The 14,057-nt window shown below is 49.5% G+C and carries 15 protein-coding genes; 14 read left to right on the top strand and 1 reads right to left on the bottom strand.

The annotated features are described in order from the left end of the window. Nucleotides 1–38: 38 nt before the first annotated feature. Nucleotides 39–1,184, top strand: a complete 1,146-nt coding sequence (locus BD_RS17275) for an NAD(P)-binding protein (protein WP_011166082.1) — start codon at nucleotides 39–41, stop codon at nucleotides 1,182–1,184. On the opposite strand, the gene BD_RS17280 is transcribed toward BD_RS17275, so the two are convergent. Beyond that, complete coding sequence (locus BD_RS17280; RefSeq protein WP_011166083.1) at nucleotides 1,181–2,530, bottom strand: sensor histidine kinase; 1,350 nt, start codon at nucleotides 2,528–2,530, stop codon at nucleotides 1,181–1,183. The genes BD_RS17275 and BD_RS17280 overlap by 4 nt on opposite strands. A 308-nt stretch (nucleotides 2,531–2,838) precedes the next feature. Between BD_RS17280 and rpsB the strand changes: the two genes are divergently transcribed. From rpsB to BD_RS17345, 13 genes are all read left to right on the top strand, one after another. After that, nucleotides 2,839–3,765, top strand: a complete 927-nt coding sequence (gene rpsB / locus BD_RS17285) for a 30S ribosomal protein S2 (RefSeq protein WP_269147472.1) — start codon at nucleotides 2,839–2,841, stop codon at nucleotides 3,763–3,765. Between the two features lie 121 nt (nucleotides 3,766–3,886). Continuing rightward, nucleotides 3,887–4,813 (top strand): translation elongation factor Ts, encoded by a 927-nt coding sequence (tsf, locus tag BD_RS17290; RefSeq protein ID WP_011166085.1) that lies wholly within the window; start codon nucleotides 3,887–3,889, stop codon nucleotides 4,811–4,813. Nucleotide 4,814: 1 nt separating this feature from the next. Then, a complete protein-coding gene (pyrH, locus tag BD_RS17295; protein ID WP_011166086.1) occupies nucleotides 4,815–5,528 on the top strand; it encodes a UMP kinase in 714 nt (237 codons plus the stop codon). A gap of 13 nt (nucleotides 5,529–5,541) precedes the next feature. Further along, complete coding sequence (gene frr / locus BD_RS17300) at nucleotides 5,542–6,102, top strand: ribosome recycling factor (protein ID WP_011166087.1); 561 nt, start codon at nucleotides 5,542–5,544, stop codon at nucleotides 6,100–6,102. A 20-nt stretch (nucleotides 6,103–6,122) separates the two neighbouring features. Then, nucleotides 6,123–6,857, top strand: a complete 735-nt coding sequence (locus tag BD_RS17305) for an isoprenyl transferase (RefSeq protein ID WP_011166088.1) — start codon at nucleotides 6,123–6,125, stop codon at nucleotides 6,855–6,857. After that, a complete protein-coding gene (locus BD_RS17310) occupies nucleotides 6,838–7,662 on the top strand; it encodes a phosphatidate cytidylyltransferase (protein WP_157865739.1) in 825 nt (274 codons plus the stop codon). Before BD_RS17305 ends, BD_RS17310 begins: the two co-directional genes overlap by 20 nt. Before the next feature lie 76 nt (nucleotides 7,663–7,738). Next, a complete protein-coding gene (gene rseP, locus BD_RS17315) occupies nucleotides 7,739–9,412 on the top strand; it encodes an RIP metalloprotease RseP (protein ID WP_011166090.1) in 1,674 nt (557 codons plus the stop codon). Between the two features lie 11 nt (nucleotides 9,413–9,423). After that, on the top strand, nucleotides 9,424–10,113 hold the full coding sequence (gene tsaB / locus BD_RS17320) for a tRNA (adenosine(37)-N6)-threonylcarbamoyltransferase complex dimerization subunit type 1 TsaB (protein WP_157866059.1): 690 nt from the start codon (nucleotides 9,424–9,426) through the stop codon (nucleotides 10,111–10,113). A gap of 15 nt (nucleotides 10,114–10,128) precedes the next feature. Continuing rightward, the gene (locus BD_RS17325) at nucleotides 10,129–11,082 is read left to right on the top strand and encodes a P-loop NTPase (protein ID WP_011166092.1); all 954 of its coding nucleotides are present in this window, start codon (nucleotides 10,129–10,131) and stop codon (nucleotides 11,080–11,082) included. 8 nt (nucleotides 11,083–11,090) lie between these two features. Next, on the top strand, nucleotides 11,091–11,717 hold the full coding sequence (locus BD_RS17330) for a helix-turn-helix domain-containing protein (protein WP_011166093.1): 627 nt from the start codon (nucleotides 11,091–11,093) through the stop codon (nucleotides 11,715–11,717). Then, nucleotides 11,707–12,714 (top strand): RluA family pseudouridine synthase, encoded by a 1,008-nt coding sequence (locus tag BD_RS17335; RefSeq protein ID WP_157865740.1) that lies wholly within the window; start codon nucleotides 11,707–11,709, stop codon nucleotides 12,712–12,714. Before BD_RS17330 ends, BD_RS17335 begins: the two co-directional genes overlap by 11 nt. Then, a complete protein-coding gene (gene pgeF / locus BD_RS17340) occupies nucleotides 12,711–13,409 on the top strand; it encodes a peptidoglycan editing factor PgeF (protein ID WP_011166095.1) in 699 nt (232 codons plus the stop codon). The genes BD_RS17335 and pgeF overlap by 4 nt, the downstream gene beginning before the upstream one ends. Further along, nucleotides 13,406–13,984: a DNA-3-methyladenine glycosylase gene (locus BD_RS17345; protein WP_011166096.1), complete on the top strand. Its 579-nt coding sequence runs from the start codon at nucleotides 13,406–13,408 to the stop codon at nucleotides 13,982–13,984. The genes pgeF and BD_RS17345 overlap by 4 nt, the downstream gene beginning before the upstream one ends. Nucleotides 13,985–14,057: the final 73 nt, after the last annotated feature.

The raw sequence follows: 14,057 nt of genomic DNA on the forward strand, positions 1-14,057 counted from the left end.
GCTTGCAAAGCGGCTTCCTTATGAGGGAAGGTATTTGCATGGCTCATATCTACGATTACGCAATTATTGGCAGCGGACTTACCGGACTTAGCATCGCAGCGGCACTTAGCCGCGAAACAAAAAACATCGCCCTGATCGAAGCGGCGGATCTTCCTTTTGGTTCCAACAAAAAGGTCAACTTCCCGACCGGCCCGATGAACAACGGTCTGCGCTTTGTTCCGGACTCTGTGCTTTCTGAAAAAGCCCTGCGCTTTTTGGGAAGCCTGATTGGCGTGAATGTGGCGCCGGAAGCTTCGGAAGAAGCTCCCGTGACCTACGAAAGCGGAAACTTCAAGACCTTCCTGGGTTTTGGTGAAAACCCGCCGGCGTTCTATGAAGAGTTCAGCTACTTCACTTCCAGTAAACGCCTGGATCTGGCGGTAGAGCCTTATCAGTGGACCCAGATGCTGTTTGAAAAATTCACCGGCACTTTCATGCCGCGTTCTTATGTGACCAAGTTCCACCAGGAAGGCGAGCGCGTGACTCACGTCACAGTGAACGGCTCCAAAACTGTGCACGCTCAGAACTTCATCTTTGCCGGCTCTGTGAAAGATCTGGCTTTGCTTCTTCCGGAAGACGCGATTTCCGTTCGCGCCCGCACGAAGCTTGCTAAAAACACTTACTGGACTTCTTTGTGTCTGGATATCTGCCACGCCAAACCGGTGACGGACTCTACGGCGATGCACGTTTTGAACGGCACCACTCAGGATGAAATCGGTCCATGCGTGGGCAAGTTCCACGCACCGGTTGAAGTCGAAGGGGTCCCATTGCAGGCATCCCAGTGGATGACTTTCATCGAGCAGGAAGTGACCGAAGACAGCGAAGTTGTGGGTACGGCTTTGAAGAAAATCAAACGCCAGATCAAACGCGCTTATCCGGAAGCTTTGGACAACGTGAAGCTGGAAAGAATCTTCGTGACTCCGATCATCGCGGGCAATGGCGACATCAAACTGAGCGCCAATCTGACCATGCCGGAACTTGAAAATCTGTGGATTGCTTCCGCAACAGTGCACGAGCAGAAGAATCTGGTCGGCGCACTTTTGCAGGCTGAAATGGTTGTGGCTTCTTTGGGCTTCAAAGTTGAAGCGGCCGAGACGTCTGCTGTTTCCGATGAATCTGAATCCATGACAGAGGCTGCTCTTTAAGCCTCTTCCAACGGCAGGGTGAAGTGGAACGTGGTTCCCTCACCCAGCTTGCTTTCCACCTTGATATCCCCGCCCATCATCTCGACCAGGTTTTTACAAATCATCAGACCCAAACCAGAGCCGCCATATGTGCGGGAAATCGAGACGTCCTCTTGTGAGAAGCTGCGGAATAGTTTAGACATATTTTCCAGACGAATGCCCCTGCCGGTGTCTGACACTTTCCACACATAGTGGCCCGAACCAGGTTGTCTTTGCAGACTAATACAGACGCGGCCCTTGTCCGTGAACTTTACCGCATTGCCAACAAGGTTCATCAGAATCTGGCGCAGGCGGTGAGAATCCCCCAGCGCAAACGCGGGAATGGATTCATCGATGTCAACCTCCAGCTGCAGATTCTTTTCCTGGCACTTGGCCTCGAAGATCTTAAAGATGTCCGTGTGCAGCTCTTTGACATCAAACTTGTGGCGATCAATCTGCAAAAGGCCGTTTTCTATTTTTGAAATATCCAGAACATCATTGATGATATGCAAAAGCGAATCCGAGCAGCGCTGAATCGTCTGGACATAGTCCGTCTGGTCCTTATCCAGCCTGGTGTCGCGAAGAATATCGGAAAAGCCGATGATGCTGTTTAAGGGAGTGCGGATTTCATGGCTCATGTTGCTCAGGAATGTGGATTTGATTGAGGATAACTGCAAAGCCTCTTCGCGGGCCTGCACCAGTTGATATTTGGAGTAGGCCATTTCATGCAGTTCCCCGCGAATGCGCTCAATACCAATGATAAGGATGATGTCTTCAATTAAGATCCAGGCTGCGTGCTCCAGCCACCGCCACTGGTTGCTTTCGGCCACCCCATAAAGCGAGATCGGCAGCAGACACCCCCGCAGAATGTGATCTGTGATCACGATAAAGGACGCCACCCCCAAAAGCCCGACATCCTTATAGAAAGCCAGGGCCGCCAGTGAAACAAAGACATGGAAGTGCGTTTCGATCCGTCCCCCCGACAAATGGATGAACAGGATCGAGAAACACATCTGCGAGACGGCCACCACATAGCGGGTCCACTTTTCGCCTGGAAAAACATAGACACAATAGACCGCAGGCAGACTGAAAAGCCCCCCGAAAATCAGCCCCACAAAGGCGTTTTCCACCGCCCCGGAAAAGCTTCCCAGCCACGTCGTGGGGGTCAGCAAAATGCCCATGACGATAGCCGCAACCCATTGAATTAAAAGAAGTATTGAGAAACCGCGATCCACGCGAATGTGGATGTCCCTGGATTGCTCCAGGAATATTCGCTGCACCTGTCGTTGTGCTTCCGGATCGTTCCGACCGCCCCTTGATTGGTTCATTTCCCACCGCTTACGTTCTAGATTTATTGGGAGACTACCCCTTCATTATCGCAATTTACCCGGGGCGTCTAAACAACTTTTAATAAACTCGGCGTTTTGTAACGAAAGCGTCTCAGAAAAGAGCTCCAAAGACTGCTTGCGGTCAATGGCGCCCTGTGATATCCCGAGAGTCCAACAATAAGCACTCACAGGCATCAACTGGTCCCCCAAGTACTGAAAAAGGGGGTCTTCCGGCGAAACAAAAAAAGCTGGCTCTACCTGCGAGGACGATTAACCAGAAAGGAAGTACTACCATGGCACAAGTGACCATGAAAGAAATGCTAGACGCTGGAGTCCACTTCGGACATCAAACACAGCGTTGGAACCCAAAGATGAAACCTTATGTATACACAGCTCGCGGCGGTATTCACATTATCGACCTGCAAAAGACTGTTGTACGCGCAAACAAAGCTGCTGAGTTCGTAAAAGAAATCGCTGCTAACGGTGGTCGTTTGATCTTCGTTGGTACTAAAAAACAAGCGATCGAACCAATCCAAGAAGCTGCAGCAAAATGCGGTCAGTACTATGTTACTAAGCGTTGGTTGGGTGGCATGATGACGAACTTCGAAACGATCAAATCTTCTATCGATCGTCTTCGCAAAATCGACACCATGAAAGAAAAAGGTGAATTCAACTACCTGACTAAGAAAGAGCGCGCGAAGCTTGAAAAAGAATACCTTCGCCTGACTGATTTCCTTGCTGGTATCCGCGACATGAAGGAAATGCCTTCCGCAATGTTCGTAGTTGATTTGCCAAAAGAGCACATCGCAGTTGCTGAAGCAAAACGCTTGGGCATCCCGGTTGTAGCTATCGCTGATACAAACTCTGACCCAGAGTCTGTTGATTTCGCGATCCCAGGCAATGACGATGCTATCCGCTCCATCAAGTTGTTCTCCAACTTGGTAGCTGATGCTTACCTTGAAGGCGCTAAAGAGTGGGAAGGCAAACTTCGCACTATGACTGACAAGCAATCTGACGTTGCTAAAGAAGCAAAAGCAGATGGCAAGGAAGAAGCTCCTAAAAGACGTGGTGCTGGCGCGAAAGCTGGAGCTAAAGAAGCTCCTAAGAAATCCGCTGGTCCTGCAGTTGTTAAAGCCACTAAATCTCGCAAACTTGTTGCTGCTGGTACAGCAGAAGAAGTTGAGATCCAAGCTGAGCTTGAACAAGGTCAGTCTACTGACGAATCCGCAGAGTAATCTGCAGGTCGTTCAAAAAAGGGTGGCCTAGCCACCCTTTTCTTTGTCCTGAATCTAAAAACTTAATTTATATTGTCATCGGCGGCCCGCCCGCGATGCAAAAAACTAAGGAGTCTTCCTAATGTCTATTTCCGCTACTCTTGTTAAAGAGCTAAGAGAAAAAACTAACGCAGGTATGATGGATTGCAAAAAGGCGCTTGAGGCGACTTCTGGCGATTTCAATGCTGCTGTTGAATGGTTGCGCGTAAAAGGTCTTGGCGCTGCCGCTAAGAAAGCTGACCGTATTGCTGCTGAAGGCGCTGTCTTCGCAGAACTTCACGGCAACACTGGCGTTGTTATTGAAATCAACTCTGAGACTGACTTCGTTGCTCGTAACGATGGTTTCAAAGCTTTGGCTGCAAACGTGGTTTCCCACTTGGCTAAAACAAACCTTGAAGGTGATGTATTGGCTCAGGCATACGCTGCTGATTCTTCCAAAAAACTGGGTGATTTGTTCACTGAAGCAACTGCTACTATCGGTGAAAAAATCGTTCTTCGTCGCCAGGAAAAATACACTGCAACTGCAACTTCCCTTGTGCACACTTACCTGCACGGTGAAGGCAAAATCGGTGTTATGATCGAAGTTGGCGCTTCCAAGCCAGAAGCTGTTTCCAACCCTGCATTGAAAACTTTCGCTCAAGACGTTGCATTGCACATCGCTGCGATGAACCCAATGGCGATCTCTTCTGAACAGATCCCTGCGGATGTTGTTTCTAAAGAGAAAGAAATCCTGACTGCAAAAAATCTTGAGTCCGGCAAAAAACCAGAAATGATCGAAAAAATCGTTGAAGGTCAAATCCGCAAGTTCCTTGCTGAAAACTGCCTTCTTGATCAACCATTCGTTAAGAACCCGGACATGAAAGTGTCTGACCTGGCGAAATCTGTTGGTAAAGAAATCGGTGCAGACGTAACTGTTAAACGTTTCGTTCGCTTCGAACTGGGCGCTGGTATCGAAAAGAAAACCAACGACTTCGCAGCTGAAGTTGCTGCTCAGATGAAAGGACACTAGTTTGAAAGAGCCTGTTTATAAGCGTATATTGCTGAAACTAAGTGGTGAAGCCCTGGCTGGAAAGCAAGGGACTGGTATCAACACTGCAACGATCACTCAGATCGCGCAGGACGTGGCAGCGGCTTACAAGGCGGGCGTTCAAATTGGCCTGGTAATCGGTGGTGGCAATATCTATCGTGGTGTTGCCGCCTCTGCTGAGGGCATGGATCGCGCAAGTGCTGACTATATGGGAATGCTTGCGACCTGTATCAATGCCCTGGCTCTTCAGGACGCTTTGGAAAAACAAGGCGTTCCTACCCGTGTTCAGACCGCCATCGAAATGGCTGAAATTGCTGAACCGTACATCCGTCGCAGAGCGATTCGTCACCTTGAAAAGAATCGTCTGGTGATTTTCGGTGCTGGCACCGGAAATCCTTTCTTCACTACAGACACTGCTGCTTCCCTTCGTGCCATGGAGATCAACGCCCAGGTGATCATGAAGGCAACCAAAGTGGACGGTATCTACGACAAAGACCCTGCTAAACACGCTGACGCGAAGAAATTCGACAAGATCAGCTACATCGACGTGCTCAACCGCGGACTTCAGGTGATGGATTCCACGGCGATCAGCATGTGCATGGACAATAAACTTCCTATTATCACCTTTGACCTCACTGTACCGGGCAACATCCTGAAAGCCGTTCAGGGTGAGACCATCGGAACGCTGGTACATTAATAAGGAGACAGCTATGGCTATCGCAGACGTTAAAAAGAATGCACAAGCAAAAATGGAAAAGACTCTGAACTCTTTGTCTGAAGAACTTAAAAAAGTTCGTACAGGCCGTGCTCAGGTTTCCATGCTGGACGGTATCCGTGTGAACTACTACGGAACTCCATCCCCGCTATCCCAGGTGGCTTCTATCTCCACTCCGGATGCAAAATCCTTCCTGATTGCACCTTGGGAAGTCGCTATCCTTAAAGACATCGAACAAGCCATCATCAAGTCTGAACTGGGCATGGCCCCAATGAATGACGGTAAAGTGATCCGCTTGAAAGTTCCTGACCTGACTGAAGAGCGCCGTAAAGACCTGGCGAAACAAGTTAAGAAAATCGCTGAAGAAGCACGCGTAGCTGTTCGTATGGCTCGTCGTGATGCCAACGATGAAGTCAAAAAACTTCAAAAAGACAAAGCTGTCAGCGAAGACGAAGGCAAAAAAGCCGAAGCGGACATCCAGAAAGTAACTGACGATTTCATCAAGAAAGTTGATCAGGTTGCTGAAGAAAAAGAAAAAGCGATCCTGACCATCTAATCAGGGACTTTCAAAAGATCATGGGAATGCCAAAACATATTGCCATCATTATGGACGGGAACGGTCGTTGGGCTCAGCTCAAACGCCGTCCTCGCACGTTCGGGCATATCAAAGGCACCCGTGTCGCAAAAAAGATCATCACGGCGTGTTCACGCCGTGGGATCAAAAACCTGACCCTGTACGCTTTCAGCACGGAAAACTGGTTCCGCCCTCAAGAGGAAGTAAGCCTTTTGATGCTGATCCTGAGCCGTTACCTGAAACGCGAAACCGAAAATCTGGTCAAAGAAAACATCCGCTTCTCGGTGATCGGCGATCTGTCCCGCCTTCCTCTAGATGTTGCCAATGCCATCGAAAAATCCATCGAAGCCACATCTCAATGCACAGGCCTGAATCTGGTCTTTGCCTTGAGCTATGGTTCTCGCCAGGAAATCACCCAGGCCGTGCGTGATATCGCGGAAAAAGTCGCCGCCGGGGAAATCTCCCCTGCGGAAATCGACGAATCCGTGATCAACTCCGCCCTGAGCACTTTCCCGACGCCGGATCCGGATCTGATCATCCGCACCAGCGGCGAGCAGCGACTTTCGAACTTCCTTCTGTGGCAGGCTGCGTACTCTGAATTCTATTTTACAGAAGTACTGTGGCCCAACTTCACCGAGTCTCACCTCGACGAAGCCCTTCAGGCTTTTGCGATGAGACAACGCCGTTATGGCAAGGTCTCATCCAATGACAACAACCATGAAAAGCTTCCTAACTAGAGCGGTTTCGGCCCTTATTGCCCTTGCGATCATCATCGGACTTTATGTCTCGTTGGGGGTTCTGGGACTGAAAATCGCCGTGGGTCTGATTGTTGTCATCGGCAACTGGGAACTGATCGGCATTTTGTTCCACAATGAAAAATCCAAAGTCATAAAAACTCTTTTCCGACTGATGACCTATGCCGTGTTCGCAGCGTCGATCACTTCTTTGAGCATGGGTTCCATCATCTATGCTTTGGCGACCATCGTGATGATCATCACAGTTCTTTTGTCTTCTCACAAAGAAGGCAATCTGGAATACATGGCCTCAGCTCAGGCAAAATCTGCGCTGGGTCTGTTCTATATGGGTCTTTTGCCTTCCTTTGCTTTCCGTTTATTGGATCAGGCGTATGGACTTTACTGGTTCATCTTCCTGCTGGCGGTAGTATTTGCTGGCGACACTCTGGCGTATGTTTTTGGCGTCTTGTTTGGCAAAAACAAAGTCATGCCTTCTGTATCCCCTAAAAAATCCTGGCAGGGTTCTATCGGGGGCATCATCGGCTCTGTGGCGGCAGGTCTGATCTGCTGGTTGTTCCTGTTTCCGGAAAACAGCGTGGGTGTCTTCCTGCTTCTGGGTGGCATCTCTGGGTTTGTGGGCCAGTTCGGAGACTTCTTCGAATCTTTGCTAAAACGTGTGGCGGATGTGAAGGATTCGGGCAAAATCATGCCAGGTCATGGTGGTGTCTTGGATCGAGTCGATGGGGTCCTATTCGCAAGTCCTGTTGTTTTGGGCGGAGTTTTGATTCTATCTCATCTTTTGTCCTAAGAGAAACGTCGAGCCCCCCAGGAAAAATCCCTTAATTTTCTACCCCTTAATCCTTGGCTCACTCTAGAATGGACCAATGGATATTTTCTCATTCTTACAATCTGGTTTGTCTGCAATTGTTCCATTTGTCATCCTGCTGGGGATCCTGATCTTCGTTCATGAGCTGGGACACTTCCTTGTCGCCCGCTGGTGCGGAGTGCGTGTTGAAGTCTTCAGTCTGGGCTTTGGAAAAAAGCTGCTGACCTATAAAAAAGGTGACACCACTTATGCGCTTTCATTGATCCCGCTGGGTGGATACGTGAAAATGTTCGGCGAACAAAACGGCGAAGGCATTTCGGAAGAGGACAAGAAAGTCTCTTTCACCCATAAAAACGTATGGCAGCGTATCGCCATCGTTCTGGCCGGTCCGTTGATGAACTTCTTCTTTGCGATCCTGGTGTTCTTCACCGTGGCCCTGATTGGTGAAGATGCCAAGATCCCGGTTCTGGGTGATGTGGCGAAAGACTCCCCGGCTTACACGGCGGGCTTCCGCTCGGGGGATCAGATTGTTTCCATCAACCAAAAGCCGATCACCACCTGGGAAGATGTCCAGCGCACCCTTTCCTTAAAAGAAAGTCATGACCTGCACATCGATGTCGATGTGAAACGTGAAGGCACGGGTGAATCCCTGACGGTTTCCACCACCGCCAAGCCGGAACCAAATCCAAATGTTCTTTCCAGCTATGAATACATGGCCAATGTGGAAGGGATCTCTCCTTATTCTGCGGGCACAACGATCGGGGTTTTGGAAAAATCTCCGCTGCATGCTTTGGGTCTGCGCACCGGTGACACCATCACCAGTATCAATGGCGTAAAGGTTTCTTACTGGAGATCCTTGGAAGACACTTTGGCAAAATTCAGCGCCAAAGAGCCTTTGACGTTGGAAGTGATGGGCATGCGCGAAGGCGACAAGGCCGACAAAACCATCACCGTGACTATGGCGCCGATTGAATCCATCAAGGCGTTTTCACTGGCTTCTTTGGGTCTTGAAAGTTCCGAATTGTATCTGTCCCGCGTGATTGAAGGCTCCCCGGCTCAGGCCGCAGGTCTTCGTGCCGGGGACCGTCTGGTGACTATCAACAAGATCACTTTGTCCAAGTGGGAAGATGTCCTGAACAACATCAAGTCCTTCGATGGCAAAAATCCGGTGGCGTTGTCGGTTCTGCGTGAAGGCAAAACGATCGAACTTGAAATCACTCCGAAGATGACCACACAGATGACCGCTTCCGGTGCCGAGGAAAAACGTTATACCATCGGTATTTCGCCAATTCCGAACATCGCTATGCCGGAACTGATGACCCTTCGTTCTTCCAACCCGGTGGATGCTTTGATCCGCGGCACAGAAAAAACGTGGGAAGTCTCGGTCATGACAGTCATGAGCTTTGTTCGTTTGTTCCAGGCCAAGATCTCTCCGAAAAACATCGGTGGTGTGATCTCTATCGGTCAGGCGGCCAGCGAAACATTCAAGATCGGTATCACTCAGTTCCTGCAGATGATGGCTATTATCTCTGTGAATCTGTTCATCCTGAATTTGCTGCCGGTGCCGGTCCTTGACGGTGGTCACCTGGTGTTCTATGTGATTGAGCTGGTCAAAGGTGCTCCACTGAGCATGAAGAAAATGGAAATCGCCCAGCAAGTGGGTCTGGCGATTTTGATGAGTCTTATGATCTTTGCCCTGTTTAATGACTTCACCCGCTTGTTTGGTCTATGAAAATACTAGCTATGGAAACCAGCACCGCCGTCGGCGGTGTTGCCATCATCGTGGATGGGAAAATTGTCGCCGAGGAAACCACTTTGCGACAAAAAACCCATAGCGAAATCATCTCTCCTTTCACTGAACACTGCCTGCAAAAAGCCGGATTAAAACTTGAAGACATCGACGTCTTTGCCGTGGGCCAGGGCCCGGGCAGTTTCACCGGCATCCGTGTGGCCGCCAATGCGGGAAAGACTTTTTCCTACAGCTTCAACAAACCTCTAGTCACAATTGATTCTTTGGTTCTGTTGGCTGAACGCGCGCGCGGATCTGACAAACCGGTTCTGGCCATCATCAATGCCTATAAAAACATGGTGTACACCGGTCTTTTTGATATGTCCGGTGAGGAACCGAAGTATCTGAAAGGCCCGGCGGCCATTCCCGTTCGGGAACTTTCCCAGCACATCAGTCAGGACGTCCTGGTCGTTGGTGACGGGTGGGAGGCTTATCATGAGTACTTCCCCGAAGAACTTTCCAAGAAAATGCATCGCGATTCCACCCTGCCGGACTATCCGCTGGCGACCACTTTGGGTCTGATGGCGGAAGCCCGTGCAAAAAAAGGTCAAACTTTGGACTGGAAATCGTTTGTTCCTCTTTATATTCGCGCCTCTGAAGCCGAAGAGACAAAAAAAGGGATTCTTATCTCACCATTGAAATAGCAAGAGGATGCAACCATGGATAAGGCTGTATTGGAATTCAAACCGACCCACGCAAATAAAGACCATGACACCAAACTATGGGTTGTCGCTTCCGGTAAAGGTGGTGTGGGTAAAACGTTTGTATCCTCTTCCCTGGGCATGACTCTTTCCAAATTGGGCCACTCCGTCGTGATCGTGGATCTGGATCTTTCCGGTTCCAACATCCACACTGTTCTGGGTTTGAATCCTTCCCACATGAATATCCGTCACTACTTTGAAGGTGCTAAAACCCTGCAAGAGCTGGTGATCCCGACTCCGTATCCGCATCTTTCTTACGTTCAGGGCTTCTGGGATTCCTGGACACCGACTGATTTTTCCCACAACCAGATTCAAAGCCTGATCCCGCAGCTGAAAAATCTGCGTGCTGATTATGTGATCGTGGACCTGGGGGCTGGGGCTTTGGAAGCTCACCTGGAGCTGTTCAAAGTCGCTGATGAAAAGTTCCTGATCACGACTCCGGAACCAACCAGCATCGAAAAGACTTATCGTTTTATTGAATCCTTCATGTGCTATTCCCTGCGTGAAAATTCCACGCCGGATGCTTACGGCAACATGATTTCCACTTTGCGAAATCACCGCCAAAGAACTTTGAGCAAACCGTTTTCTTTCCGCTCTTATCTGAAAGAAGAAACCGGCATTCACTATGACTTCTTTGAAGCTCTTTCCTCAACACCAGTTCGTTTGTTGGTGAATACGTCCCGCAATCAGGCCAACGATGACTTGGGTCACTCGATGAAAAGTGTCTGTAACAAGTACTACGACCTTGGTATTGATTATATCGGTGCGATTGATTATGACAATGCGGTGTGGCAGTCCGTGCGTGTGAGAGAACACGTCCTTGTCGCACAACCCTTCACTCCCCTTGCAGGACAATTTTTGGCAACCTGCAAACAACTTATTGCTCCAGAGGAGCTTCGCGCCGTAGTATAATAGCTACGATGCAAGCGACGTCTAGATACAACTATTACGAAGTCCTGGAACTCACAGCCAACGCCCCTCAACATGAGGTGACGACGGCCTATGAGCGCGCTCGCTCGACTTATTCCGGGGACAATCCGGCGATCTACACTATTTTCTCTGAACAGGAAGCCCGTGAGCTTCTGGTTGTGATCGAAGAGGCCTATCAGGTTCTTGGTAACAAAATCCTTCGCAATATCTATGATCAAAGACTTTTGTCCGGCCGTTCTTCTTTGAACGATCTGACATATGAGTCCATCCTGGAAGCCAGCAAGCAGGTTTTCCCTGAAACCAAAGTTGAAAAACCAGCAGCGGCTTATCAGAAGGATGAATCCTTTGAAAAAGAAATCGCCGCCCGCACTGACTGGGATGGCGCTTTCCTTAAAAAGGTTCGTGAGTACAAAAAGATCACCACTCAACGCATGAGTGAGATCACCAAAATCAATTCCTACTATGTCACAGCCATTGAAAACATGGATCCGGGCAATCTGCCGGTTGTGGTTTTCGTTCGTGGTTATGTGGTGCAAATTGCCAAAGCTTTGGGTCTGGACGAAAAAAAGGTCGCCGACTCTTACATGACACACTTTAAAAACAAACTTGGAAAATAAGAACAACACGACTATTTCGGTCACTGCCACAGCAGAGATGAGTGGACTTCGCCTTGATAAAGCGATGGCGCTTATTCCTGAAATCGGCACCCGTTCTCGCGCAAGCCACCTGCTTGAAAGCAACTCGGTTCTGCTAAACGGGAAGCCCGCCAAAGCCTCTGTCGCCATCAAAGAAAACGACCTGATTGAAATTCAACTGCCAGAACCTGAACCGACCGAACTTCAGCCCTTTGATCTGAAGCTGGATGTGCTGTTTGAAGATGAAGATCTGATCGTCATCAACAAACCCGCCGGCCTTGTTGTTCACCCGGCGGCGGGACATGCGCATGACACTTTGGTGAATGCATTGATCCATCATACGGATGATCTTTCCATGAAATTTGGCGAAGAACGTCCCGGCATCGTGCACCGCCTGGATAAAGAAACCAGCGGCATCATCGTCATTGCCAAAAACGACAAAGCCCATGAATCTCTGACTTCACAGTTCAAAGAGCGCAGCACGCATAGAATTTACTATGCTGTGTGCCTGGGCACCGCCCGCACTCTGTCCGGCAGTGTTCGCAGTTTCCTGGCCCGCCACCCGGTGGATCGCAAACGTTATGCTTCTGTACTGGGGGATGACCGCAAGCCCCTGACTGATCCGAACGACGATCCGGGTCTGGGCAAATGGGCTGTGACTCACTTTGAAGTGCTGCAAAGAAAAAGCGGCATGAGCTATCTGAAACTAAAACTTGAAACCGGACGGACACACCAAATTCGTGTGCACATGTCTGAAAGCGGCCTGCCGATTGCCGGTGACACTTTGTATGGAGCCGATCGCAAGATCAAATCCATCGAAGCCCGCGCGACCCAGGAAGACCTTCGCACTTTACCAAGATTCCTGCTGCACGCAGCAGAACTGGGTTTCACCCATCCCCGCACCAAAGAGCGCATGTTCTTCACAAAGGACTGGCCTGAAGATGTTCTGGTGCTGATTAAAAAATGGGGTTTACTGTGAACCTGGAAAAAACCCCGCTTGGATATGAACTCAAAACCCCGCATATCACGGCTTTCTTCGGTGGGGCTGCGGCTCCGCTGGCGGACTTAAAATCCGCGTATCCTCAGTTTGATTTTGTCCGTCTAAAACAAATTCACAGCGATGCCGTCATTGAAAGCAAGGACAGTTCTTTGGACTATCAGGTGCTAGGGGACGCGCATTTTTCCCGCACCAAAAATCTGGCCCTGTGTGTGATCACCGCTGACTGTGTGCCGGTGCTTTTCTATCATCATGGCACTGGCTTAGTTTCCGGTGTTCACGCCGGCTGGCGCGGAGTTGCCAACAGAATTATCCCCAAGACCGTACAGAAACTTATTTCTGAAGGCGCTGTGGCTTCAGAGCTGGACGTGATCATCGGCCCACACATCCAGAAAAACAGTTTCGAAGTCGGAAACGACGTGCGCGATCAGATTCTTTCCAGCCTGGGACCTTTAAGCCCGGCGGAACGCGCTCAGTACTTCCAGAATCTGGAAGACGGAAAGTCTTTGATGGATTTGAATCTTGTCGTGCGCACCCAGCTTGAACAAGAGGGGATCGTCCTAGAGCGCTTGTTTGACCTGCATATTGATACGGTCACCAACAATGAATTTCATTCTTACCGCCGGGACAAAGAAAAGTCCGGGCGCCAGATCAGTTTCATCTGCCGAACCTCATGATACTGCCACAAGAATTTTACTTTGAAGACACGACCCTGGTGGCTCAGTCTCTTCTGGGAAAAGTTCTGAATATCCGCACTGACAGTGGAATCCAAAAAGCCCGCATCATCGAAACCGAAGCCTATCTAGGCATTGAAGACCCCGCCTGTCATACATTTGAAGACCGTCGCACCGAACGCACCAAATCCATGTATCTGGATGGCGGGCATTCTTATGTGTATATGATTTATGGAATGTATTTTTGCCTGAATTTTGTGACCCGCACCCATCAACACCCGGAAGCGGTTTTGATCCGTGCGGTGGAACCTTTGCCAGCACAGGAAAATCTGCGCAAGAAAGATTTAAAAACCAACGGTCCGGGCAAGCTTTGCAAGTACTACGGCATCACCCGAAAGCATGACGGTCTGAAGCTGTGGAAGAAAAGTTCTGATCTGTATGTGACGGACGAGGACTTCAAAGTTTCCAAAAAACAAATCATCCCCACGGCGCGTGTGGGTGTTGATTATGCCGGTGAAGCGGCAAAATGGCCTCTGCGTTTCTATCTGCGCGATCATCTGTTCGTTTCTAAAAAGTGATCAATTTACTGGACCGCTAAAATTTTTTGTTCATTCTGGACACACCAATGATGATAAGCTGGACTTATACGGA

It is taken from the genome of Bdellovibrio bacteriovorus HD100, assembly GCF_000196175.1.
GTDB lineage: Bacteria > Bdellovibrionota > Bdellovibrionia > Bdellovibrionales > Bdellovibrionaceae > Bdellovibrio > Bdellovibrio bacteriovorus.

What these genes read in the sequence shown, in the direction of transcription:
- BD_RS17275 (WP_011166082.1), top strand. Translation starts at nt 39, where the DNA reads ATGGCTCATATCTACGATTACGCAATTATTGGCAGCGGACTTACCGGA.
- BD_RS17280 (WP_011166083.1), bottom strand. Translation starts at nt 2,530, where the DNA reads ATGAACCAATCAAGGGGCGGTCGGAACGATCCGGAAGCACAACGACAG.
- rpsB (WP_269147472.1), top strand. Translation starts at nt 2,839, where the DNA reads ATGAAAGAAATGCTAGACGCTGGAGTCCACTTCGGACATCAAACACAG.
- tsf (WP_011166085.1), top strand. Translation starts at nt 3,887, where the DNA reads ATGTCTATTTCCGCTACTCTTGTTAAAGAGCTAAGAGAAAAAACTAAC.
- frr (WP_011166087.1), top strand. Translation starts at nt 5,542, where the DNA reads ATGGCTATCGCAGACGTTAAAAAGAATGCACAAGCAAAAATGGAAAAG.
- BD_RS17305 (WP_011166088.1), top strand. Translation starts at nt 6,123, where the DNA reads ATGGGAATGCCAAAACATATTGCCATCATTATGGACGGGAACGGTCGT.
- BD_RS17310 (WP_157865739.1), top strand. Translation starts at nt 6,838, where the DNA reads ATGAAAAGCTTCCTAACTAGAGCGGTTTCGGCCCTTATTGCCCTTGCG.
- rseP (WP_011166090.1), top strand. Translation starts at nt 7,739, where the DNA reads ATGGATATTTTCTCATTCTTACAATCTGGTTTGTCTGCAATTGTTCCA.
- tsaB (WP_157866059.1), top strand. Translation starts at nt 9,424, where the DNA reads ATGGAAACCAGCACCGCCGTCGGCGGTGTTGCCATCATCGTGGATGGG.
- BD_RS17325 (WP_011166092.1), top strand. Translation starts at nt 10,129, where the DNA reads ATGGATAAGGCTGTATTGGAATTCAAACCGACCCACGCAAATAAAGAC.
- BD_RS17330 (WP_011166093.1), top strand. Translation starts at nt 11,091, where the DNA reads ATGCAAGCGACGTCTAGATACAACTATTACGAAGTCCTGGAACTCACA.
- BD_RS17345 (WP_011166096.1), top strand. Translation starts at nt 13,406, where the DNA reads ATGATACTGCCACAAGAATTTTACTTTGAAGACACGACCCTGGTGGCT.